General features: G+C 35.7%; 19 protein-coding genes, 1 other RNA gene and 2 pseudogenes. 10 read left to right on the top strand and 12 right to left on the bottom strand.

The window, feature by feature from the left end:
* Positions 1-3 precede the first annotated feature (3 nt).
* The 11 genes and pseudogenes from Bho11B_RS01865 to Bho11B_RS01910 all read right to left on the bottom strand — a co-directional run bounded on the left by Bho11B_RS01865 (position 4) and on the right by Bho11B_RS01910 (position 9,893).
* On the bottom strand, positions 4-1,110 hold the full coding sequence (locus tag Bho11B_RS01865; RefSeq protein ID WP_078673512.1) for a PhoH family protein: 1,107 nt from the start codon (positions 1,108-1,110) through the stop codon (positions 4-6).
* A 112-nt stretch (positions 1,111-1,222) separates the two neighbouring features.
* Positions 1,223-2,605, bottom strand: a complete 1,383-nt coding sequence (miaB, locus tag Bho11B_RS01870; protein ID WP_035005610.1) for a tRNA (N6-isopentenyl adenosine(37)-C2)-methylthiotransferase MiaB — start codon at positions 2,603-2,605, stop codon at positions 1,223-1,225.
* 31 nt (positions 2,606-2,636) lie between these two features.
* Positions 2,637-3,128, bottom strand: a complete 492-nt coding sequence (gene rimI / locus Bho11B_RS01875) for a ribosomal protein S18-alanine N-acetyltransferase (RefSeq protein ID WP_078673513.1) — start codon at positions 3,126-3,128, stop codon at positions 2,637-2,639.
* Positions 3,128-3,810: pseudogene (gene tsaB / locus Bho11B_RS01880) on the bottom strand (tRNA (adenosine(37)-N6)-threonylcarbamoyltransferase complex dimerization subunit type 1 TsaB). The gene rimI and the pseudogene tsaB overlap by 1 nt, the downstream one beginning before the upstream one ends.
* Before the next feature lie 241 nt (positions 3,811-4,051).
* Positions 4,052-5,077: a YeiH family protein gene (locus Bho11B_RS01885; protein WP_078673515.1), complete on the bottom strand. Its 1,026-nt coding sequence runs from the start codon at positions 5,075-5,077 to the stop codon at positions 4,052-4,054.
* Between the two features lie 99 nt (positions 5,078-5,176).
* Positions 5,177-5,782 carry a recombination mediator RecR gene (gene recR / locus Bho11B_RS06930; RefSeq protein WP_078698229.1) on the bottom strand — a complete coding sequence of 202 codons (606 nt, stop codon included), beginning with the start codon at positions 5,780-5,782 and terminating at the stop codon, positions 5,177-5,179.
* 36 nt (positions 5,783-5,818) lie between these two features.
* A complete protein-coding gene (locus tag Bho11B_RS06935; protein ID WP_035005618.1) occupies positions 5,819-6,142 on the bottom strand; it encodes a YbaB/EbfC family nucleoid-associated protein in 324 nt (107 codons plus the stop codon).
* A 14-nt stretch (positions 6,143-6,156) separates the two neighbouring features.
* Positions 6,157-8,015, bottom strand: a pseudogene (locus tag Bho11B_RS01895) (DNA polymerase III subunit gamma/tau).
* 326 nt (positions 8,016-8,341) lie between these two features.
* Positions 8,342-8,439, bottom strand: an RNA gene (gene ffs, locus Bho11B_RS01900) — signal recognition particle sRNA small type.
* Positions 8,440-8,609: 170 nt separating this feature from the next.
* Positions 8,610-9,014, bottom strand: a complete 405-nt coding sequence (locus Bho11B_RS01905; protein ID WP_078673517.1) for a hypothetical protein — start codon at positions 9,012-9,014, stop codon at positions 8,610-8,612.
* Positions 9,015-9,161: 147 nt separating this feature from the next.
* A complete protein-coding gene (locus Bho11B_RS01910; RefSeq protein WP_035005622.1) occupies positions 9,162-9,893 on the bottom strand; it encodes a 3-deoxy-manno-octulosonate cytidylyltransferase in 732 nt (243 codons plus the stop codon).
* 108 nt (positions 9,894-10,001) lie between these two features.
* Here Bho11B_RS01910 and Bho11B_RS01915 point away from each other — a divergent pair, with 108 nt between their 5' ends.
* From Bho11B_RS01915 to Bho11B_RS01930, 4 genes are all read left to right on the top strand, one after another.
* Positions 10,002-10,541 (top strand): cytochrome c family protein, encoded by a 540-nt coding sequence (locus Bho11B_RS01915; RefSeq protein ID WP_035005624.1) that lies wholly within the window; start codon positions 10,002-10,004, stop codon positions 10,539-10,541.
* A gap of 134 nt (positions 10,542-10,675) precedes the next feature.
* The gene (locus Bho11B_RS01920; RefSeq protein WP_078673518.1) at positions 10,676-11,797 is read left to right on the top strand and encodes a microcin C ABC transporter permease YejB; all 1,122 of its coding nucleotides are present in this window, start codon (positions 10,676-10,678) and stop codon (positions 11,795-11,797) included.
* The gene (locus Bho11B_RS01925) at positions 11,797-12,936 is read left to right on the top strand and encodes an ABC transporter permease (RefSeq protein ID WP_051668830.1); all 1,140 of its coding nucleotides are present in this window, start codon (positions 11,797-11,799) and stop codon (positions 12,934-12,936) included. The genes Bho11B_RS01920 and Bho11B_RS01925 overlap by 1 nt, the downstream gene beginning before the upstream one ends.
* Positions 12,936-14,546: an ABC transporter ATP-binding protein gene (locus tag Bho11B_RS01930; RefSeq protein ID WP_035005627.1), complete on the top strand. Its 1,611-nt coding sequence runs from the start codon at positions 12,936-12,938 to the stop codon at positions 14,544-14,546. The genes Bho11B_RS01925 and Bho11B_RS01930 overlap by 1 nt, the downstream gene beginning before the upstream one ends.
* Here Bho11B_RS01930 and Bho11B_RS01935 read toward each other — a convergent pair.
* Complete coding sequence (locus Bho11B_RS01935; RefSeq protein ID WP_078673519.1) at positions 14,492-15,280, bottom strand: molybdopterin-synthase adenylyltransferase MoeB; 789 nt, start codon at positions 15,278-15,280, stop codon at positions 14,492-14,494. The two genes, Bho11B_RS01930 and Bho11B_RS01935, sit on opposite strands and share 55 nt — an antisense overlap.
* 88 nt (positions 15,281-15,368) lie before the next feature.
* Between Bho11B_RS01935 and gshB the strand changes: the two genes are divergently transcribed.
* The 6 genes from gshB to phoU all read left to right on the top strand — a co-directional run bounded on the left by gshB (position 15,369) and on the right by phoU (position 21,800).
* Positions 15,369-16,307, top strand: a complete 939-nt coding sequence (gene gshB, locus Bho11B_RS01940; RefSeq protein WP_078673520.1) for a glutathione synthase — start codon at positions 15,369-15,371, stop codon at positions 16,305-16,307.
* Positions 16,308-16,408: 101 nt separating this feature from the next.
* Positions 16,409-17,455, top strand: a complete 1,047-nt coding sequence (locus Bho11B_RS01945) for a PstS family phosphate ABC transporter substrate-binding protein (RefSeq protein ID WP_035005633.1) — start codon at positions 16,409-16,411, stop codon at positions 17,453-17,455.
* Between the two features lie 62 nt (positions 17,456-17,517).
* Entirely contained in the window at positions 17,518-18,966 is a 1,449-nt protein-coding gene (pstC, locus tag Bho11B_RS01950) for a phosphate ABC transporter permease subunit PstC (protein ID WP_078673521.1), read from the top strand.
* The gene (gene pstA, locus Bho11B_RS01955; RefSeq protein WP_078673522.1) at positions 18,963-20,255 is read left to right on the top strand and encodes a phosphate ABC transporter permease PstA; all 1,293 of its coding nucleotides are present in this window, start codon (positions 18,963-18,965) and stop codon (positions 20,253-20,255) included. The genes pstC and pstA overlap by 4 nt, the downstream gene beginning before the upstream one ends.
* Before the next feature lie 42 nt (positions 20,256-20,297).
* A complete protein-coding gene (gene pstB / locus Bho11B_RS01960; protein ID WP_035005638.1) occupies positions 20,298-21,056 on the top strand; it encodes a phosphate ABC transporter ATP-binding protein PstB in 759 nt (252 codons plus the stop codon).
* Positions 21,057-21,083: 27 nt separating this feature from the next.
* Entirely contained in the window at positions 21,084-21,800 is a 717-nt protein-coding gene (gene phoU / locus Bho11B_RS01965; protein ID WP_035005639.1) for a phosphate signaling complex protein PhoU, read from the top strand.
* The last annotated feature ends 72 nt before the right edge of the window (positions 21,801-21,872 follow it).

Consider the following 21,872-nt stretch of genomic DNA (forward strand, 5'->3'; position numbering starts at 1 on the left):
CACTCATTTTTTTTTACGGAAAGCCTGTGAGTTGTATTTTTTTTGTTCAATAGAATCACGATCATAAGCTTGAATGATGGTGGAAACAAGAGGGTGCCGTACAACATCTTTTTCATTAAAATGGATAATTTTAATATTTTCTATATCTGAAAGGATGCGAATTGCTTCCACTAAACCTGATTTTTGTCCTGCAGGCAAGTCAATTTGGCTTAAATCACCCGTTATAATCATCCGTGATCCTTCTCCAAGGCGTGTAAGGAACATTTTCATCTGCATAGGTGTAGTATTTTGTGCTTCATCGAGGATTATTGCTGAATGAGCAAGTGTTCGACCACGCATGAACGCTAGAGGAGCGATTTCTATAACTCCAGAGGTTAAAATGCGTTCTACTTTTTCAGCAGTTATCATATCATACAGAGCATCGTAAAGGGGACGTAAATAGGGATCAACTTTTTCTTTAAGATTACCGGGAAGGAAGCCAAGATGTTCTCCAGCCTCAATGGCTGGACGTGAGAGAATAATTCGTTCAATGATACCATATTTAAGAAGCATGACAGCATGAGCAACGGCAAGATATGTTTTTCCAGTGCCTGCTGGACCTATTCCAAAAATAAGTTCAGCATGTTCCATGGCACGCATATAAACGTCTTGTGTTAAAGTACGAGCATAAATTGTTTTTTTATGGGTATTAAGTTGTGCTAGTGTATGTTGTGCAGAAGGTTGAGTTATTTGAAGTTTTTCTTGTTGTTCATCGGGCAAATTTGCCATAGCGATTGCACTTTCCATATCTGATAGAGTAAGCTCTGGATGTGTTTTTGCTTTTTGATAAAGCTGATCTAATACATAGTGTGCTTGTTGTACGGCAATAGCTGCTCCATAAATTAAAATTTTGTTACCGTGTGGACGGATATCAAGCTTGAGTTTTTTTTCAAGATAAGCAAGATTTTCATCAAATTTACCAAAAACTATTTTTGCAGTATTGTTGTTTTCAAATGTTAAAACAACATGGTTAGTATTGACTGTATTAGCTTTTTTAAAGATATTTGTATTTTGAGAGGGAATACCTTTTATCTTTGGACTTTGCTTCGATTTTTTGGTTGATGCTTTCAACCCTTACTCCTTATCTGTTTATATCATAGCTTTAATATAAGCACTTATCTTTAAAAGTGAAATAGCTTTTTAAGATTATATTTTTAAATAGAACTATGAAATTTCTTTAATATTAATATATGTCGGTTTTTTCACCGATGAAACTATTAGAGCTTGCATTTGTAATACGAATTTTCATAATAGTTCCAATAGAGGCTTGTGTATTTACGACAACAGGTAAAAGCCAAGGGGAGCGCCCTATCATTTGCCCAGAGTGACGACCAATTTTTTCAATAAGAACATCGGTTGTTTGACCAATTTTAGAGTGTAAGAATGTATGCTGTTGGTCGAGAAGAATGGCTTGTAAATGCTGGAGGCGAGCATTTTTGACCGTTTCATCAACGTGATTTTTCATTGTTGCACCGACTGTACCAGGTCGAGGTGAATATTTAAAAGAATAAGCCGAACTATAGCCTACTTGTTGAATAAGCTTGATAGTTTCTTCAAAATCTTCGTCAGTTTCACCCGGGAATCCTACAATGAAGTCGCCTGAAAAAGCAATATCAGGCCTTGCAGCACGGATCTTATCGATGAGATTAAGATAATGAATACTTTTATGTTGTCTATTCATTGCTTTCAGGATACGATCTGAACCTGATTGAACAGGAAGATGCAGATAAGGCATAAGTATATCAAGATCTCGATGTGCAGCAATAAGACTGTCATCCATATCGCGTGGATGACTTGTTGTATAACGTAATCGTTTTAAACCATCAATTTTAGCTAGGTGATGGAGAAGATCTCCAAGGCGCCAAGTTTTTCCATCGATACTCTGTCCATGCCATGCGTTTACATTTTGCCCAAGAAGTGTAATTTCTTTTACACCTGCTTCAATAAGTTGGTACGCTTCAGCTGTGATTTGCTTAACGGATCGGGATATTTCTGCTCCCCGTGTATAGGGAACAACGCAAAAGGTACAAAATTTATCGCAACCTTCTTGCACTGTTAAAAATGCACTAATGCCTCTTTGTCGAACAGCTTGTTTGTTATGAGGTGGTAAATGAGAAAATTTATCTTCAACGGCATAATCTGTTTCAATAACTTTTTTTCCTTGTTTGACTTGTTTTAATAGTTCCGGTAGCCGATGATACATTTGTGGTCCAATGATAAAATCTACGGTTGGTGCACGTCGCAAGATTTCATTGCCTTCGGCTTGCGCAACACAACCTGTAACACCGATCATCAAAGGTTTATCATGTGTACGTCCTTGACGTATTATTTGTAAGCGACCAAGATCAGAGTAAAGTTTTTCTGCTGCTTTTTCTCGAATATGGCAGGTATTAATCAGAATAAGGTCTGCATCATTTGGTGTTTGTGTGGCAATATAGCCTTGAGCACTTAAACTATCATTCATTCGCTGGCTATCATAAACATTCATTTGGCATCCATAAGTTTTAATAAAAACTTTTTTGGGGCCACTGGGAAGTATATTTTTAGAATTTGTACGATGATCCATATTGCGTTTCTAAACGTTTTTTTTTTTAATCTCAATCTATTTGCTTGAAAGTTTTTTGCATGATGATTGCATCTATGAGTCCATTGTGTGATTGATAGTAGGCTGGGCGTTTAGCAATCTTTTGAAATTTAAATCGTTTATAAAGGGCTAAGGCAGGAAGATTGGTTTCTTCTACTTCTAGAAAAAGTTTCGTTGCACGTTTACGACGAAGGTGGCGAAATATGTTATCAATAAGAAAATGACCAATTTTTTGTTGACGGTTATTAGAATTAACTGCAATCGTTATAATTTCTGCTTCACCAAGAATAAGACGGCAGAGACAAAATCCTAAAATTTGATGAGATTGTCCAATGAGATGGGCTTTATAGCCAAAGATAGAATGATCTTTTAAAAAAGTCTCAAATGTTTGTTGTGTCCACGCTATAGAAAAACAATTTTTATGAATTTGATGAAGAAAAACACTATCTTTAGAGCTTAATGGTGCGATTATAAAATTTTTTTTTGTCAACAAAGATTTAGCCATTATTGTTTTCGTGGTAAAGCAAAATCAGTTTGTTGTTTTGCATCAGCATCGCGTAAGTAGAGGGGATGCGGTGGTATTGGGGGCTGTTTATTTGCAGCTAGGTATGCATAAGTTAAAACGTCTGCAGCATCACATGGAATGGAATCCAGTATAATTTTTTGCTCATTGTATTGTTTTTAATATAGAGAGTAATAATTTCAGCAGCTGGGCCAGTAAGCATAGTGTGTTCGGATAGATCTGCGATAATATTTTCAGGAGTTTTTAGGCTGGGCATGCTTAAAGCTATAAGATTTTTGTTGAAATTTTGATGATAGAACATTCCTCTACCGGCTTCAATAACAACAGTAATGATTGATGTGATATGTTTATTAGCTACTTGTGCAGCTAATGCTTCAAGTGAGCTGACTCCAATAGCTGGAATTTCTAATGCTAAGGCCAAAGCTTTTGCTGTAGCAATGCCTACACGTATACCTGTAAATGATCCCGGTCCAATATTGACGGCAATGCGATTAATCTGATCAAGCTTAATATTTGCTTGATGAGTTAGCTGTTCGATTTGACCAATGAGTTTCTCAGCATGACCTTTGCCAATACATTGACTGATGCGTGCGATAACAGATTTATGTTGAACAAGTGCGACAGCACAATAAGTTGAAGCAGTATCTATAGCAAGAATAAGCATAAATGCTTTTTAGCGGAATATAGTAATAAATAAAAGATAAGTTTTGATTTTTAAAAATTTTCTTTATCTCTAGTGAAATATTAAAAAATAATGAGATCAATAGGATATATAATTGTTTTGAGCTGTATTTGAGCATAGCGTATCTTTTATCACAGAAAGACAATACATGTGAAATAGGTTCAATATTTTACGTTGTTCTGTAAGCTATATTTAAGAAAGTGAAGTATTCGATGTAAATTTTTTAAAATGTTATGCGATCAAAATTAAAAAGTTTTATCATAAGAATACTGAAGACACTAAGGAAAAATATAGAGGTGATTGAAGCACATATCACGCGCCATCCTGCTTTTTTTAATGAACGAATATCAACACTTAATCCTAATCCTGCCATTGAAATAATAGTGAAAAGTTGAGTAATAAAGTTGATAGGAGTAAGAGCAGTTGTAGGAATAAGTTCTGCTGAGCGTATAAGCATCATGATAATAAAGCCAATGATAAACCATGGAATGAAATTATGTAAACGTAGATGATGTCCTGGCCGAGGGTAAATGATTGCTAGAGTAAAAATGATCGGACCTAACATTAAAACTCGCACTAATTTAACAAGAGTTGCTATTTGAACACTCACAAAAGATACAGATGTTGTTGCTGCTAAAACCTGTGGAACAGCATAAACGGTCATACCTGCTAATATACCATATTGATTAAATGATAAATTAAAGAGAGGTTGTAAAGAAGGCAAAATGAAAATAATAATAGCTCCTAGGAGAGCAGCAAATGCAATTGATGCAGCCACTTCTTCACTTTTTGCATTAATAACAGGCGCAGTGGCTACAATAGCTGAATTACCACAGATAGCATTACCACAAGCGACAAGCATGGCTAAATTTTTAGAAAGTCCATAAAATCGTCCAATAATAAAACTGATAAAAATAGTAAGAAATACAATAACTATAATACCAACAAGTAAAGTCCAACCGGCGGAAAGTACTGTGTGGACACTAACGCTTGCACCTAGAAGAACAATAGCGATTTCCAGAAGTATTTTTGCGCAAAAATTTATACCTTTATCAAAATATTCTGGAAGAGAAGAACAACTACGGACAATAGAGCCTAATAAAATCGCTAAAACAAGAGTTTCAATCCATGCTTCTGCAAGAAGTTTCTTTTCTATAATTTCTAAACCATAAGCGGATGCCGATATAAGCGCACAGATTAAAATTCCTGGTCCTAAATTGACTATAAAAGATAAATTTTTATTTGGCATTTTAGAAGTTCCCCTGCCGCGCATTATACAAAATATTGGCCTTTAAGATCCTTCTATCATAAAATTTAGGGATTATCAAAAAACGACCGAGAAATAATTTCAAAAATTAGTTCTTGCTTGTAAAGCAGCAGCTAACGTTCCGTCATCGAGATAATCTAGTTCACCACCTACTGGTACTCCATGGGCAAGACGGGTGATTTTAATGGAAAACAGGGAAAGTTGATCGGTAATATAGTGAGCTGTCGTTTGTCCTTCAACTGTAGCATTAACGGCTAAGATGATCTCTGTAATTGAATTATTAGTAACGCGGTTGATTAAAGAGGCGATGTTTAGTTCATCAGGTCCTATGCCATCTAAAGGAGACAGTCGTCCACCTAAGACATGATAACGTGCTGATAAAAATTTTGCACGTTCAAGAGCCCAGAGATCAGAAATATCTTCAACAACAATGATTATTGATTCATCACGGTGAGGATCTGTACAAATTGAACAGGGATTTGTTGTGTCTACATTACCACAAACAGAACAAATTCGAACTTTATTTGCAGTTTCTTGTATTGCAGATCCTAGAGGTTCTAACAGAGTTTCTTTTTTCTTGATGAGATAGAGAGCGGCACGACGTGCTGAACGTGGTCCGAGACCTGGTATCCGTGCTAAAAGCTGAATAAGGTGTTCAATTTCGGGGCCTGCAATATGTTTAGACATACTATTATACCAAGAGATTAAAATATAATTTGTTTATCAAAACGGAAATTGAAAACCCGGTGGGATTGGCATTCCTGCAGTCACGCTTTTAGTTTTTTCTTCAATAATTACATCAATTTTACTTTTAGCGTCAGTATAGGCAGCTATCATAAGATCTTCAAGAATTTCTACGTCTTTAGGATTCATCAATGAAGTATCAATGTTTATGGCTGATATAGTATTTTGACCATTAAGAGTGATTTTGACAAGACCTCCACCTGCTATACCAGTTGCTTGCAGATTGGCCAATTCACTTTGCATTTGCTGCATTTTTGTTTGCATTTCTTTGGCTTTTTTCATTATATTCATCATATCACGCATAGGGATGGGTTTCCTTATTCATCATTTGTATTGTTATCAGTGTCAAAGATATTAGGGATTAAATCAAGATCATTTTCTTTTTTATTGAAGCGAATATCAATGATTTTTGCTCCTGGGAAAGTATTGAGGATTTTTGCAATATCAGGGTCCGTTTGTGCATCGGCAAAAAGAGATTTTTGTATAGCAACACTTTCTTCTTGTAGAGTTGGTTTTCCTCCTTCATTGACAAGAGTTATAGTCCAGTGTTTTCCAGTCCATTGGTACAGCATTTTTTTATATCACGTTCAAGGGAGCGTGGGGCTTCTTCAGCGAGTCTTAATGTTATGTGCTGCGGTTCAAAAGAAACAGGATGAACGAATTCTTTGATCAATAATTTGAAATGTATTTCATTATGCTGGTCGGCTAGATCAACAATATGTTGCAAAGAATCTATGATGATTTTTTCTTTTGTAGCTTTTGTGTCTAATTGGGGGTCAATTTGAGATGAATTGATTATATTTTTATTAAGTTGATTCGTTTGAACATTTTCGCGAGTTTCAATCTTATTACAAAAATCGATCTTTTCAGAAGTTTTAATCTTTATATATTCGGGAGAGCAACTAGATTGGTTTTGCAGTGTATCTGAAATTGGAGAGGAAGTGTAACTATGTGCAACTTCTGTTTTTATAAGATTGCTTTCATTTATTGTTTCTTGAGAAGAATGATTTTCAACAATTATAGGTGTTTTTTTTTCCCGTGTGAATTTTGTTAAAGCTTCGTCAAGAGTTGGTAAATCAGCAATGTGGGCAAGACGAATCAATAACATTTCGGCAGCTTGAATAGGATGGGGAGCTTGATTGACTTCCTGTAGGCCTTTGAGAAGCATTTGCCAACTGCGTGAAAGAACACGAATAGAAAGTTTTTGTGAAAAATTTAAGCTTCTTGAGCGTTCCTCTTCTGTAAGTGATAAATTCTCTATTATTTCTGGTGTCAAACGTAATCGTGTAATTAGATGATTAAAATCAGCTAGTTCTGTTAGTATAACAAAAGGATCTGCACCTCTATTGTACTGATTGCGTAATTCGTGCAATGCATTAACAATATTTCCTTTCATAAGGGATTCAAAGAGATCAATAATGCGAGATTGATCCGTTAATCCTAACATGAGGCTTACTGCAGTGGCATCAACTTTACCATTACCATAAGCAATTGCTTGATCAAAAATAGATAACGCATCACGGACAGATCCTTCTGCCGCACGGGCAATCATGAATAACGCTTGATCTTGCGCTTCAACTTTTTCTAGTTGAGCAACTTTGCGTAAATGAGTGACCAAAACAGTTGTTTCAATACGCTGCAGATTAAAACGCTGACAGCGTGAAAGAATTGTAATAGGAACTTTACGGATTTCTGTCGTTGCAAAAATAAATTTCACATGTGGAGGAGGTTCTTCAAGTGTTTTTAATAGACCATTAAATGCTTGTGTTGAGAGCATATGAACTTCGTCAATAATATATATTTTATAACGTGCAGAAACGGGGCGGTAACGGATTTGTTCAATAATTTCACGAATATCGTCAATACCAGTATGCGAAGCAGCATCCATTTCTATAACATCTATATGGCGACCTTCAATAATTTGTGCGCAATGCTCACCAAGTGTATCGAATAGGGTGGTTGGTTGATCAATATCTTTGGTTTTGTAGTTAAGAGCTCGAGCTAAAATACGTGCTGTTGTGGTTTTTCCTACTCCACGAATCCCCGTTAACATCCATGCTTGTGCAATACGTCCTGTTTTAAAGGCATTATTGAGAGTACACACTATTGCTTCTTGGCCAATTAGGTCAGAGAAGTTTTGAGGTCGATATTTGCGAGCAAGAACGCGATAGGCCATTGTTGCTGGCGTATTTTCTATTAATTGTTCCAATTTTGAAGCTCTTTTTGATAAAGACTCAATAATAAAAAGAGGTAGATTAACAGAAATCTCTTTAAATATTAAGAGAGTTTTTTAATGAGTTTATTTTAAGACTAAAATTTTTTGAATTTAAGAGAGCTCAAAATTTCTCTTCTTGTGAGACAGAAATGTTATCCTAAAAGGCTAAAAACATTGTAGTTGAAAACTGTTCCAACTGTTATTAAAAGACCTAAAGTAAGTTTGTATCTCATACTAAAGACCTTATTCTCCTCCAAAATCAATGTAGAGGACCATTATTTAAAAAGTAAGGAGGTTGGCACGATGACCCGTACAAAAACTCGTTAGGGCTGCTTCTTTCCAGACCTGACCCGGTTGGCGAGCAGTTCGTCCATCACCAACCTCCCTCTATCTAGATTATCGATTTAAAATAAAAAATCAAGCAAGAACCAAAAATATGATACAGATGATTAAAATTTGTATCTGAATTTGATGAATTTTCAGGAAGCGCTATAAAAGCGTACTCACATAGAAATAAATCTTTCTTAATTTTAAAATTTTAAGGTATACTTATCCTTATTTATACAATCCTGTATCACAGTTTGTTCCTACAATTTTTTTGTCAGTTATATTTTCAAAAGTATAAGGTCCTCCTATCCAAGGGAAACCTACGTCAAGGGATTCAACATTATTAATGATAAATACTTTTTTGTTTTTGTTATGAGTTACTTGACTTGGATTTTCAGAAATAATTTTCAGATCTTCTAAGCCACGAGGATCCGTATATGTTAAACGAAATGTGGCTGCAGGATTGAGGTTTTTGCAACCATATTCCACCCCGTGTCTAAATTCCTCGTTTTTTTGAATTACAACCTTTTCATGAGGTGCAAATGTCCATTCATGTTCGCTAAATCCAGCAAAAGCATCATTACAGATCAAAATACTTACAAAAGTTAGCCCTTGAGATAGAAGTTTTTTCATTTATATATTCCCCTTTTAAGTTATTTAGAATGATCACGTCTGATTGATAATACAACATTGCTTAAGTTTAAGATATACCAAAAATAATATAGCAATTAATTCTATATTTTTTTGAAAAAAGGATTGTGTTGATTATTGCAGTTAGTTTTACACTAGAATTTTACGGACTCTTTCAAGATCATTTTGTGTGTCAACACTTAAAAAAGTTGTATCGATTATCTCCACATCAATACGCATATTATTTTCTAATGCGCGTAATTGTTCAAGATTTTCACGTTGTTCAAGTGTGGAGGGTTTCAGTGTGACAAATTGTTCAAGAGCTTCACGCCGGTAAGCATATAATCCAATATGATGGTAAAAAGGTCCATCTCCATAAGGTGCTGTTGCACGAGTGAAATAAAGAGCACGAAGGCGATTGTGAGCAATTGGTGTGCCAATAATTTTCACAACATTTGGGTTGATTTTTTCATTCTCTTCAATCAGTTTCGTTCCCAATGTTGCAATATCAGTTAAATTATTTTCTAGAGGTCGTAAGGTACTTAAGATGGCATTAGGCGTGATTGTTGGCAAATCACCTTGTACATTCAAAATGGCATTATAGCGTCGTTCAGGATCAATTTTGGTTAAGGCTTCATAAATGCGATCAGATCCTGATTGATGGTGGGTACAGGTTATGATGCATTCATGGCCATAAGCTGTAACGGTTTGAGCGATTTTGTCGTGATCTGTTGCAATGATAATACGCGTTAGCCCAGTTTTTTTTGCCTGTTCAGCAACATGAACGATCATAGGTTTTCCAGAAATTTCAGCGAGAGCTTTACCCGGTAAACGTGTTGATTCCATGCGAGCAGGAATAAGAATGAGTGGTTCAAGAGTCATTATAGAGTTCCAAATATTATAAATTTGATGCTTTTATAATATTGTACATGATAAGGGAAAAGCTTAAACTAAAAATAATAATAATAGAAAGATGATTTTAAAATTCTTATGAAACGATTGACCTTCATTTATTTAATGTGCGCGTGTTTATTTTTGTTGATTATTTTAGTGGGTATTTTCACGATCAGCGATATGATTTCTAATGATTCAGTGCAACATTCTTCTAAAATTACTGATAATGATAAGCTTAAAGAAACACAAAATATATCTGACAAATCTTTATTGTTGAGTGATCTTCTTAAACAAGGTGATCTTGAGAATGGACGGAAGATTTTTCGTCAGTGTGCGATCTGCCATGCTTCTAAACCTGGTGGATCTAATCGTGTTGGTCCATCACTTTGGGAGATCGTGGACCGTCCTTTTGCAAGTATAAAAAATTTTTCTTATTCAAAAGTGTTACGTGCGAATTCTGATAAAAAATGGGATTTTTTTACTTTAGATCGTTATATTCAATCACCACGTCAAGCATTTCCAGGAACAATTATGTCTTTTCGTGGGATTAAAAATGATCAAGATCGTGCTGATCTTTTGCTTTATTTGCGTAGTTTATCTGATTATTCTGTTCCTCTACCAGAGGATGATGAATAAGATTAGTTAATGTTTTAAAAAACATAGGCCTAGATTTTATTTATAATTTTGTTGTTTTGAATTTGTCAAAAATCATTATTGATGCGTCATTAAAATAATATGATACGTTGTTATTGAAAAGGAAATACAAATAAATGGCAGCTTATATTATACGACGTTTTTTTTTGATTATACCAACACTTATTGGTATTTTAACAGTAACATTTATCATCGTTCAATTTACTCCAGGTGGGCCTATTGAAAATATCATTGCTCAATTACAAGGAATAGGGGGAGATGGTACAGGGCGTATAGCAGGTGGTGGAGATTTTAATTTATCTTCTGATGTTATTGCTAATGGTGCTCATGTTGGGTCATTATCGTCCGGATCTTCTCAATATCGCGGTGCACAAGGATTGGATCCAGAGTTTATCACAAAACTTGAAAAACAATTTGGTTTTGATAAGCCTCCTTTGGAACGTTATTTAACAATGCTTAGTCGTTATGTGCGTTTTGATTTTGGGGAGTCTTATATACAGGGGCGTTCAGTTATTGACCTTATTAAAGATGCATTACCTGTATCTCTTTCTCTTGGTTTTTGGCATTTATTAATTTCTTATGCTATTTCTATACCATTGGGAATTCGTAAAGCGCTCAGAGAAGGGTCTGCTTTTGATGCGTGGACAAGTACTGTTATTGTTATTGGCTATGCGATTCCAAGTTTTCTTTTTGGTATTTTTTTAATGGTTTTTTTTGCTGGGGGGTCCTTTTTCGATTGGTTTCCATTGGGTCATTTAACTTCTGATAATTTTGAGACATTATCTTTTGGAGAAAAGATTTTGGATTATTTATATCATTTAGTTTTACCATTGACAGCGATGGTTATTTCTTCTTTTGCGACAACGACATTATTGACAAAAAATTGTTTTTTGGAAGAAATTCGCCAGCAATATGTTATTACCGCTCGTGCTAAGGGTTTAAGTGAGCATTCAGTTCTTTATGTCCATGTATTTCGCAATGCGATTTTGGTTATCATAGCTTGTTTTCCTGCGACTTTTATGGGATCATTTTTTAGTGGATCTTTATTAATTGAAATGCTCTATTCATTAAATGGTATAGGCCTTTTAAGTTATACGTCTATTGTTAGCCGTGATTATTCTGTTGTATTTGCTTCTCTTTATATTTTTTCGTTAATTGGTCTTATTATAAGCCTCATTTCTGATGTTGTTTATATGATGGTTGATCCACGTATTGACTTTGATAAAAAGGACTTGTGATGGAAAAGGAAAGAGACAATAGATTGTATGATGATAAATTGAAACGATGGACTTTTCTTTCTCCATTAAATGCTCGTCGTTGGCACAATTTCAAGCAGAATCGTCGCGGTTGGTGGTCGTTATGGCTCTTTTTATTTTTATGTGTTTGTTCTTTTTCAGCAGAATTTATTGCTAATGATCGTCCGATTATTGCTTCTTATAAAGGAGAGCTTCTTTTTCCTATTTTTTTTGATTATCCTGATGAAAAATTTGGTGGAAATTTGGCTAAAACTGATTTTCGTGATCCTTTTATTCAAAATGAAATAGCCCAACATGGTTGGGCATTGTGGCCAATGGTTCGTTATTCCTATAATACGGTGGTAGGGAATAAAACTGTAGCATTAGCGCCTCCTTTTTGGCTTCAAAGCAAAGAGGAGCGTTGTATTCATTATGCACAGGGAAGTGTTGACCCAGAGTGTACTATTCATCAATGGAATTGGCTTGGAACTGATGATTTAACGCGTGATATTTTTGCGCGAGTTTTATATGGTTTTCGTGTATCAATAATTTTTAGTATTCTTTTAACAGCTATTTCTGCAATTATTGGTATTACAGCTGGTGCAATTCAAGGGTATTTTGGTGGTTGGATTGATTTAATTTGTCAACGCTTGATTGAAATATGGTCTTCTGTACCATCACTTTATTTAGTGATTATTATGGCTGCAGTTTTAGCGCAGGGCTTTTGGATGCTATTGGGTGTTATGCTGCTTTTTCAATGGGTCGTATTAGTTGGTGTGGTACGGGCAGAATTTTTACGAGCACGAAATTTTACCTATATTAATGCTGCACGCGCGTTAGGCGTTCCTAATAGGATTATTATGATACGTCATTTGTTGCCTAATGCTATGATTGCTGCTTTAACTTATTTGCCGTTTTTATTGACATCAGGGATTTCATTGTTAACATCGCTTGATTATTTAGGTTTTGGCCTTCCCCCTGGTTATGCTTCTTTAGGAGAGGTAATGCGGCAGGCTACCTCTAATTTAAATGCTCCTTGGATTGGTATCACAGGTTTTTTTGTTATTGCTGTGACATTGTCTTTGCTGGCATTTATTGGTGAAGCAGCTCGAGATGCTTTTGATCCACGAAAGATACAATAATGACAGAATTGCTTTCAGTCCGTGACCTTTCGGTTGCATTTTGTCAGACAGAGACAAAAAAATATATTCTTAAACAAATTTCTTTCGATGTTCGGGAAGGGGAAACAGTAGCGTTTGTTGGGGAATCAGGTTCAGGAAAGTCAATAACAGCACTCTCTATTTTACAATTATTATCTTTTTTGAAAAGGCTTGATCAATCGGGTGAAATTCTCTTTAATAATAAAGATTTAATGAAGCTGAAAGAAGAAGATTTGCGTAAAATTCGTGGCAAAGATATTGCTATGATTTTTCAAGAGCCGATGATTTCTCTTAATCCTTTACATACCGTAGAGCGTCAAATAGGTGAAGTTCTTAGAATGCATGCAGTGATTTCTGATCAAGTATTGCGCATGCACATTATTGATTTACTGAAACAAGTAGGTATTAGTGAACCACAAAAACGTTTGGATTCATTCCCTCATCAATTATCAGGGGGTCAACGACAACGTGTGATGATTGCAATGGCACTTGCGAATAATCCAAAATTATTGATTGCTGATGAGCCAACAACTGCATTGGATGTAACTGTTCAAGCACAAATTCTTGAATTATTAATACAGCTTAAAAAGCATCGCAAAATGTCAATGCTTTTTATTACGCATAATTTGTCTATTGTGCGCCGTATTGCAGATCGTGTCTACGTTATGAAGGAAGGAAAAATTGTTGAAAATGGTTCAACAAATGAAATTTTTAAAAATCCTCAACATCCTTATACCAAGCAATTATTAGCAGCGGAGCCTAAAAATCATCCTCTTCAAGCTGATAATAACGCACCTATTTTGATACAAGCTCAGAAAGTACAAGTTTGGTTTCCAATTAAAAAAGGATTGTTTCGACGGACCGTTGATTATGTAAAAGCTGTTCAGGATGTCGATGTTATAATTCGTTCTGGGAAAACGCTTGGTGTTGTAGGAGAGTCGGGATCAGGAAAAACAACATTAGGACTTGCGTTGACACGAATGCTTTCTTCTAAAGGTCAAATCATTTTTGATGGTGTAGATATAAGCAATTTTAATTTTAAGCAGATGCGTTCTTTGCGTCGTCATATTCAGATTGTTTTTCAAGATCCTTTTAGTTCACTTTCTCCACGGATGTCTGTCAGTGAAATTATTGCTGAGGGATTATCAATTCATGAACCTAAGCTTTCTTATTCTGATCGTAATGATCGCGTGATTGAAGCTTTGTGTGAAGTTGATCTCGATCCTAAGACCCGTTTTCGTTATCCTCATGAGTTTTCTGGTGGACAGAGACAGCGGATTGCCCTTGCGCGCGCAATTATTCTTAAACCACGCCTTATTATGCTTGATGAACCAACATCCTCTCTTGATATGAGTGCGCAGGCACAAATTGTTGATCTTTTACGTTATTTGCAACTAAAATATCATTTAGGTTATTTATTTATTAGTCATGACTTGAAAGTTGTTAAAGCGCTTGCCCATGAAGTGATTGTTATGCGTCATGGCAAAATAGTTGAATATAGTTCTGCTGATCGTATTTTTTCTTGTCCAAAAAATCCTTATACGCAAACTTTGATGTCTGCTGCATTTGCGTTAGAAGCTGATCGTTTATAGGAAATTATATCAAATTGTGCTGATAATCCGTTATAAAGAAGAAGTTTTCCTACTAAAGGTTTACCGATATTTGTGATCAATTTAATTGCTTCCATTGCTTGTAATGTACCGATAACTCCAGGCAAGGCACCGATGATTCCAGTTTCAGCACATGTCGGTGTCGTATCTGGAGCTGGTGGATTAGGAAATAAATCCCGATAGTGTGGATTATTGTCTTTATAAGGCATAAGTACTGTTAGTGAACCTTTGAATCGGTGTATAGCTCCGCTTATTAAAGGCTTAGAACATTGGGCAGCATGATCTGCAAGGAGATAGCGCGTGGAAAAATTATCGCTACCATCAATAATGATGTGATAGGCGTTAAGCAGTTGATCCACATTATTTTCATTCAGTCGAAAGTTGTATTTTTTAACTTTAACATGAGGGTTTATTGCTTTTATTGTTGTTTCTGCACTGATGGTTTTGTATTGGTTAATTGTGTTTGTGCTGTGAATAACTTGACGTTGTAAATTGGATAATGAAACAATGTCATCATCAACAATTCCAATAGTTCCAACCCCTGCTGCAGCAAGATAGAGTAAGACAGGAGCTCCAAGACCACCTACACCAATGACAAGAACACGTGCAGTTTTAAGTCTTTGTTGTCCTATTCCACCAATTTCAGGGAGGATGATATGGCGTGCGTAGCGTTCGATTTCTTCTTTACTTAATTTTTTATCACTTTCTTTTATCATAGGCTCTCTCTTGTCATAGTTTCCTTTACTGTTTAATAAATTTATGTTTGCTTGACCAGTTGGCAGTCAGCGGTAGGAGGTTTTATTAATGAAAATTGCTATTCAGATGGATCATATTGCGACGATTGAGATCCGAGGAGATACTACGTTTGCACTTGCTTTGGCAGCTCAAGAACGTGGACATTCTCTTTTCCATTATACACCGGATTCCTTATTTATACGTGATGGGTGTGTGATTGCTCGGTTAGAGCCACTAACTGTACGTGATGAAGAAGGATCTCATTACCAATTAGGTGAGTCTGTACGTACGGAATTAATGGATATGGATGTGGTTTTGTTACGACAAGATCCACCTTTTGATATGCATTATATCACTACCACTCATTTTTTAGAACGTATTCATCCTAAAACACTAGTTGTGAACGATCCAATGTGGGTGCGTAATAGTCCGGAAAAGATTTTTGTGACTGAATTCTTTGATTTAATGCCAGAGACAATCATTACAAAGGATATTGAAGAAATAAAGGCATTTAGATCTAGATTTGGCGATATCATTCTTAAGCCACTTTATGGGAATGGAGGGGCGGGTGTTTTTCATTTAAAACATGACGATCGCAATTTCGCATCACTGGTCGAAATGTTTGAAAAAAGTTATAAAGAGCCTTTTATTGTGCAGCGTTATTTAGAGGGCGTACGAAGGGGAGATAAACGAATTATTTTGCTTGATGGTGAGCCAGTTGGGGCAATTAATCGAATTCCTACAGCTACCGATGTTCGTTCTAATATTCATGTTGGAGGTCATGTAGAATATATTGGTTTGACAGAACGTGATTATGAAATTTGTGCACGTATTGGCCCATCTTTAAAAAAACGTGGTTTGCTTCTTGTAGGGATTGATGTGATTGGGGACTATATAACAGAAATCAATGTTACATCTCCTACAGGAGTTCGTGAAATTAAACGCTTTGGAGGCGCAGATATCGCTTCTCTTTTTTGGGATATTGTTGAACTTAAACGCTTAAATTAAAAATGACTATAACATAGTTTATCATATGACTGATATGAATTAATTTTGTATGTTACGGTAATGCAACGATAGATCTTGAATTAAATTTAAAGGAATTATAAATGAGGAAATTGTTATCAATTGGAATAGGGTTTATTTCCTCTATTATATTATTGGTTGATATTAGTTATGCTCGCAATCGAGTTCATATTGTAGGTTCATCGACAGTTTTGCCTTATGGGAAAATTGTTGCTGAGGTCTTTGGAGAAATGTACTCTGATTTTAAAGTTCCTGTTATTGAATCGGGAGGTTCAGGAGCTGGTATTAAGGAATTCTGTCGTGGTATTGGGAAGAAAACAGTTGATATTGTTCATACTTCGCGAGCAATGAAATCAGATGAATTACGATCTTGTTTTGATGCTGGCGTAAAGGATATTGAAGAAATGCGTATTGGGTATGATGGCATTGTTTTTGCGACAGATATCAATGGTCCTGATTGGAAATTGCAGCCAGTGGATTTGTATAGAGCATTAGCTGCGCAGGTCATTGTGGATGGAAAATTGCAACCAAATAAATTTATGAAATGGAGTGCAGTCAATAGTGATCTTCCTGATTGGACAATTACAGCTTATATTCCTGGTGAAAAGCATGGAACTCGTGAAGTTCTTGAAGAAAAAGTGCTTTCTATTGGCTGTAAAGCCAGTGGTGCAGTTGAGCAGATGAAGGCTTTGGGAATGAGTGATAAGGCTATTAATGCTACTTGTATTGCTGTCCGTAAAGATGGAAAAGTTATTGATATCGATGGTGATTATTCTGAGACATTTGCTCGTCTTACTTCTTCTAAAACAGGAATTGGGGTTTTTGGTTTGTTTTTTTATGAAAACAATGCAGATAAACTTAAGGTTGCATCTATTAATGGTATTTATCCAACTGTTGAAACAATTTCTGATGGTACATATTTGATTGCACGTCCGTTGTTTTTCTATGTTAAGAAATTGCATTTAAACATTGTACCAGGTATGCAAGAATATGTTGATTTCTTTCTTTCTGATCAAATGATTGGTTTACATAGTCCATTAACTGAATATGGTTTAGTTCCTCTTTCTGAAAGAGAAAGACAGCTGCAACGAGATGCTTTTTCTTCTGGTAAAGTCATGGTTTTGCAGTAATTTTTTATATTGATGATGTGGAATTATTTTATGTTTCTTTTTTACAGAAATTGAAAAACAAGATGGCTATTTCTTTCATTATTTTTCTCTTGTTGACTTTTAGTATCATTGGCTTTTGCATTTCTTATATGCGAGCGCGTTGCCTTGAACGTTCAGGATTTAAGATGCATTCTCGTGCACATTATTATGGTTGGTGGACATTTTTAATAACTATTATTCCAGCTCTGATTTTTTTAATTTTTTGGAATGTTGGTAGTTCTGCTTATTTGGAATATATTGTTTCACGAGAGTTGGAAGCTCATATGGTGTCTATGATAGAAATAGATAAGCATGGGCTTATCCGCGGGTTAATCAAAATGATGCCTCACTTTAAAGGAGCTCTTACCGCTACTTTATATGAGGATGTGAGAGCTCAATTGTTAGTGCAAGGATTTGTTTTGCCCGTAACAGTGCCAGATTATATATTGAAAATTACAGAGTTATGGCATTTTTTTTATGATAAATTGCAATTTATTGGTCATATTTTGTTTTCTATTATTACATTTTTCTGTTTTATTTTTGGTATTATGCAAGTTTCTCCGCGCCAACGTGCCCGTAATAAAGTTGAGCGTTTGATTATTATTGGATTGGTTTGTGCATCTACAATTGCTATTTTAACAACGGTTGGTATTGTGGTTTCTATGTTTTTTCAAACAATGAATTTCTTTCAATCTGTGTCATTATCAAATTTCTTTTTGGGGACAGTATGGGATCCCCGTTTTTCAATGAATCATGCAGAAAATAGTGTGGGACAATTTGGTTTAATACCATTATTAGCTGGTACGCTTTATATTGCTTTTATTGCTATGCTTTTTGCTGTACCTGTTGGGTTATTTGCTGCTCTTTATATGGCTGAATATGCTTCAATTCGATTACGGTCGATTGTGAAACCATTAGTAGAAGTACTTGCTGGCATCCCAACTATTGTGTACGGTTTCTTTGCTTTGAAGATTGTTGGGCCTTTTTTGCACAATCTTTCACTGTCTCTTTCTGGTGGGGTTAGTTTTATTATGGCTCAAAGTGTTTTGACGGCTGGTATTGTTATGGGAATTATGTTGATTCCTTTTGTTTCATCTTTATCAGATGATATTATTACTGCTGTTCCACGTTTTTTACGTGAAGGTTCTTATGGTTTAGGAGCAACACAATCTGAAACAATTAAAAAAGTAGTTATACCAGCTGTTCTTCCTGGGATTATGGGAGCACTTCTGTTGACTGCATCACGTGCAATTGGAGAGACAATGATTGTGGTATTGGCAGCTGGTGTTGCTGCAAATTTTACTTTTAATCCATTTGAAGCGATGACAACAATGACGGTTAAAATTGTTAATCAATTAACGGGTGATTTTGAGTTTAATTCTCCACAGACACTTGTAGCTTTTGCTTTGGGAATGACACTTTTTATTCTGACTCTTTTAATGAATATTTTAGCTCTTTATATAGTACGTAGATATCAGGAACGATATGAATGAGTGAAGCTTTTTTTTTACATCGTCGTAATATTGACCTTAAAGGTCGTTATCGAGCTGAACGCCGTTTTCGTATTTATGGTTTAAGTGCTATCTTTATTAGTTTGTTTTTTTTGGCAATTCTTTTATGGTCTATTGTTAGTCAAGGTTATACAGCTTTTTTTCAAAGTGAGATGATTTTATCAGTTTATTTGGATGAAAAAGTGATTGACCCTAGTGGTCAGCGTGAGAGTAATCCAAAGATATTAGTAACTGCTAATTATCCACTTCTTGTACAGAATGCTTTGGCAACAAAACTTGGGGTCGATCTCAATCATCAGATATCTATGCGTAATGTTAACCGTATGTTTTCGCAGAGTGTTCGTGTTCAGTTGCGTGATATAGTGGTGAAAAATCCTCATTTAATTGGAACAACGCAAAAAGTTAAAGTTTTAGCTGCGTCAGATATTGATTCAGCATATAAGGGGCAGATTAATTTACATGTACCAGAAAAAAATCGTAAAATTTCTGATCAACAGATACAATGGATGAAATATTTAATTAATGACGGTACTCTTTATAAGACTTTCAACCGTCATTTTTTTACATTTGGTGCATCAAGTCGTCCTGAGACTTCGGGTTTAGGTGTCGCGATGATTGGTTCTCTTTATATGATGATTATTGTTTTAGTAATTTCATTACCAATAGGGATAGCGACAGCTCTTTATCTTGAAGAATATGCACGAAAAAATAAATTCACAGATTTTATTGAAATTAATATTAATAATCTTGCTGCTGTTCCTTCGATTGTTTTTGGTCTTCTAGGACTTGCTGTTTTTATCAATTTTATGGGGATGCCGCGTTCAGCATCATTTGTTGGAGGGCTTGTTTTGGCTCTTATGACATTACCAACAATTATTATTGCTACGCGTTCTGCTTTACGAGCTGTTCCATTCTCTATTCGTGCAGGAGCTTTAGGGTTGGGTGCATCGAAGACGCAAATGGTTTTTCATCATGTGATTCCTTTAGCAGCTCCTGGTATTCTGACAGGCACAATTATTGGTTTGGCTCAAGCACTGGGTGAGACAGCGCCTTTGCTTTTGATTGGGATGGTTGCTTTTGTTGTGGATATTCCCATTACGCCAATGGATCCAGCAACAGCTTTGCCTGTTCAAATTTTTATGTGGGCAAGTGAAGCAGAGCGTTCTTTTGTGGAGAAGACATCAGGTGCTATTATTATATTAATGATTTTTCTCATTTTTATGAATATTGCAGCTGTTCTTTTACGCCGGCGGTTTGAACGACGTTGGTAATTTTTGAGAGAGTTGATGCATAACACTAAGGTTGAATCGAGTATGAAGATCAAAATGCGTGGTCAAGATGTTCGTGTTTTTTACGGAAAGAAAGAAGTTATTCACGGCATTACTCTTGATATTATCGAACATCAAGTCACTGCATTAATTGGGCCTTCAGGTTGTGGAAAATCGACTTTTTTACGATGTTTTAACCGTATGAATGATACAATTGAAGGCGCCAAAGTAACAGGTTTGATTACTTTAGATGAGGAGGATATTTATACCTCACGTATTGATGTTGTAGAATTACGTGCGCGTGTTGGAATGGTTTTTCAGAAACCTAATCCTTTTCCAAAATCTATTTTTGAGAATGTTGCTTATGGACCGCGTATTCACGGTTTAGCGAAATCTCGTGTTGAATTGCAGGAGATTGTTGAAAAAAGCTTGATACAAGCGGGATTATTCGAAGAAGTGAAAGATCGCCTTCATATGCCAGGAACAAGTTTATCAGGCGGACAACAACAACGTTTATGTATTGCACGTGCTATTGCTGTAAGTCCTGAAGTTATATTGATGGATGAGCCCTGTTCAGCTCTTGATCCAATTGCAACGGCACGTATTGAAGAGCTGATCGATGCGTTGAGACAAAGTTATACAATTGTAATTGTGACACACTCTATGCAGCAGGCGGCACGTGTTTCTCAATATACGGCTATGTTTCATGTAGGGCACTTGGTAGAAGTTGGCGCAACAGAAATGATGTTTACATCACCAAAAGAGCAACAGACGCAGGATTATATTACTGGACGTTTTGGGTAAGTGAATTGAAGGGTATAAGGGACTATCATGAGTCATATTGTTCATTCTTATGATATAGAATTAGAATATTTGGAATCCAAGATTTCAGAAATGGGTCGCCATGCTGAAAGAATGATTGAACGTTCTGTGGCATCAATTGTGTGTGATGATTCTGAGTTAGCAGCTTCAGTTATTGCCGATGATTTATTTTTAGATGAAGCAGAACGTGATCTTGATGAAAAAGCGATTACCATTATTTGTAAACGCCAACCAATGGCTGTTGATTTACGTGAAATTGTTGGAGCTATCCGGATTGCTTCTGATCTTGAACGAATTGGAGATATGGCAAAAAACATTGCAAAGCGGACAGTTGCTATTTCTGAAATCCGTCAACCTGCAGCTTTTTACCGTGGGCTTGAAACGATTACAGTTTTAGCGCGCAATCAGTTAAAGGAAGTCCTTGACGCTTATAAGAGTCGTTTATTGGATCGCATTGATGCAGTACGTGAAAGTGATGATAAAATTGATGCTTTATATACGTCTCTTTTTCGTGAACTTTTGACTTATATGATGGAAGATATGCGTAATATTACAGTTTGTACACACCTACTTTTTTGTGCAAAAAATATTGAACGGATTGGTGATCATGTGACTAATATTGCTGAAACACTTCATTATATTATTACAGGCAATCATATGACATTTGGTCGTCCCCGTGATGATATGACGTATAAAGTTGGAGTGAATGAGAAGAAAACAGATTAGGTTTTTATTTTCAATGAACCGATTATTAAGGAGTGAGATAGGTTTTATTATTAACTGGCGCGCTCTATAAGA

The sequence above is a fragment of the Bartonella sp. 11B genome, assembly GCF_002022625.1.
In the GTDB taxonomy this organism is placed as follows: domain Bacteria; phylum Pseudomonadota; class Alphaproteobacteria; order Rhizobiales; family Rhizobiaceae; genus Bartonella; species Bartonella rochalimae.

What these genes read in the sequence shown, in the direction of transcription:
- miaB (WP_035005610.1), bottom strand. Translation starts at nt 2,605, where the DNA reads ATGGATCATCGTACAAATTCTAAAAATATACTTCCCAGTGGCCCCAAA.
- Bho11B_RS01905 (WP_078673517.1), bottom strand. Translation starts at nt 9,014, where the DNA reads ATGAAAAAACTTCTATCTCAAGGGCTAACTTTTGTAAGTATTTTGATC.
- rimI (WP_078673513.1), bottom strand. Translation starts at nt 3,128, where the DNA reads ATGGCTAAATCTTTGTTGACAAAAAAAAATTTTATAATCGCACCATTA.
- pstC (WP_078673521.1), top strand. Translation starts at nt 17,518, where the DNA reads ATGGCTATTTCTTTCATTATTTTTCTCTTGTTGACTTTTAGTATCATT.
- gshB (WP_078673520.1), top strand. Translation starts at nt 15,369, where the DNA reads ATGAAAATTGCTATTCAGATGGATCATATTGCGACGATTGAGATCCGA.
- Bho11B_RS01925 (WP_051668830.1), top strand. Translation starts at nt 11,797, where the DNA reads ATGGAAAAGGAAAGAGACAATAGATTGTATGATGATAAATTGAAACGA.
- Bho11B_RS01915 (WP_035005624.1), top strand. Translation starts at nt 10,002, where the DNA reads ATGAAACGATTGACCTTCATTTATTTAATGTGCGCGTGTTTATTTTTG.
- Bho11B_RS01920 (WP_078673518.1), top strand. Translation starts at nt 10,676, where the DNA reads ATGGCAGCTTATATTATACGACGTTTTTTTTTGATTATACCAACACTT.
- recR (WP_078698229.1), bottom strand. Translation starts at nt 5,782, where the DNA reads ATGTCTAAACATATTGCAGGCCCCGAAATTGAACACCTTATTCAGCTT.
- Bho11B_RS01930 (WP_035005627.1), top strand. Translation starts at nt 12,936, where the DNA reads ATGACAGAATTGCTTTCAGTCCGTGACCTTTCGGTTGCATTTTGTCAG.
- Bho11B_RS01935 (WP_078673519.1), bottom strand. Translation starts at nt 15,280, where the DNA reads ATGATAAAAGAAAGTGATAAAAAATTAAGTAAAGAAGAAATCGAACGC.
- Bho11B_RS01945 (WP_035005633.1), top strand. Translation starts at nt 16,409, where the DNA reads ATGAGGAAATTGTTATCAATTGGAATAGGGTTTATTTCCTCTATTATA.
- pstB (WP_035005638.1), top strand. Translation starts at nt 20,298, where the DNA reads ATGAAGATCAAAATGCGTGGTCAAGATGTTCGTGTTTTTTACGGAAAG.
- Bho11B_RS06935 (WP_035005618.1), bottom strand. Translation starts at nt 6,142, where the DNA reads ATGCGTGATATGATGAATATAATGAAAAAAGCCAAAGAAATGCAAACA.
- phoU (WP_035005639.1), top strand. Translation starts at nt 21,084, where the DNA reads ATGAGTCATATTGTTCATTCTTATGATATAGAATTAGAATATTTGGAA.
- Bho11B_RS01885 (WP_078673515.1), bottom strand. Translation starts at nt 5,077, where the DNA reads ATGCCAAATAAAAATTTATCTTTTATAGTCAATTTAGGACCAGGAATT.
- pstA (WP_078673522.1), top strand. Translation starts at nt 18,963, where the DNA reads ATGAGTGAAGCTTTTTTTTTACATCGTCGTAATATTGACCTTAAAGGT.
- Bho11B_RS01910 (WP_035005622.1), bottom strand. Translation starts at nt 9,893, where the DNA reads ATGACTCTTGAACCACTCATTCTTATTCCTGCTCGCATGGAATCAACA.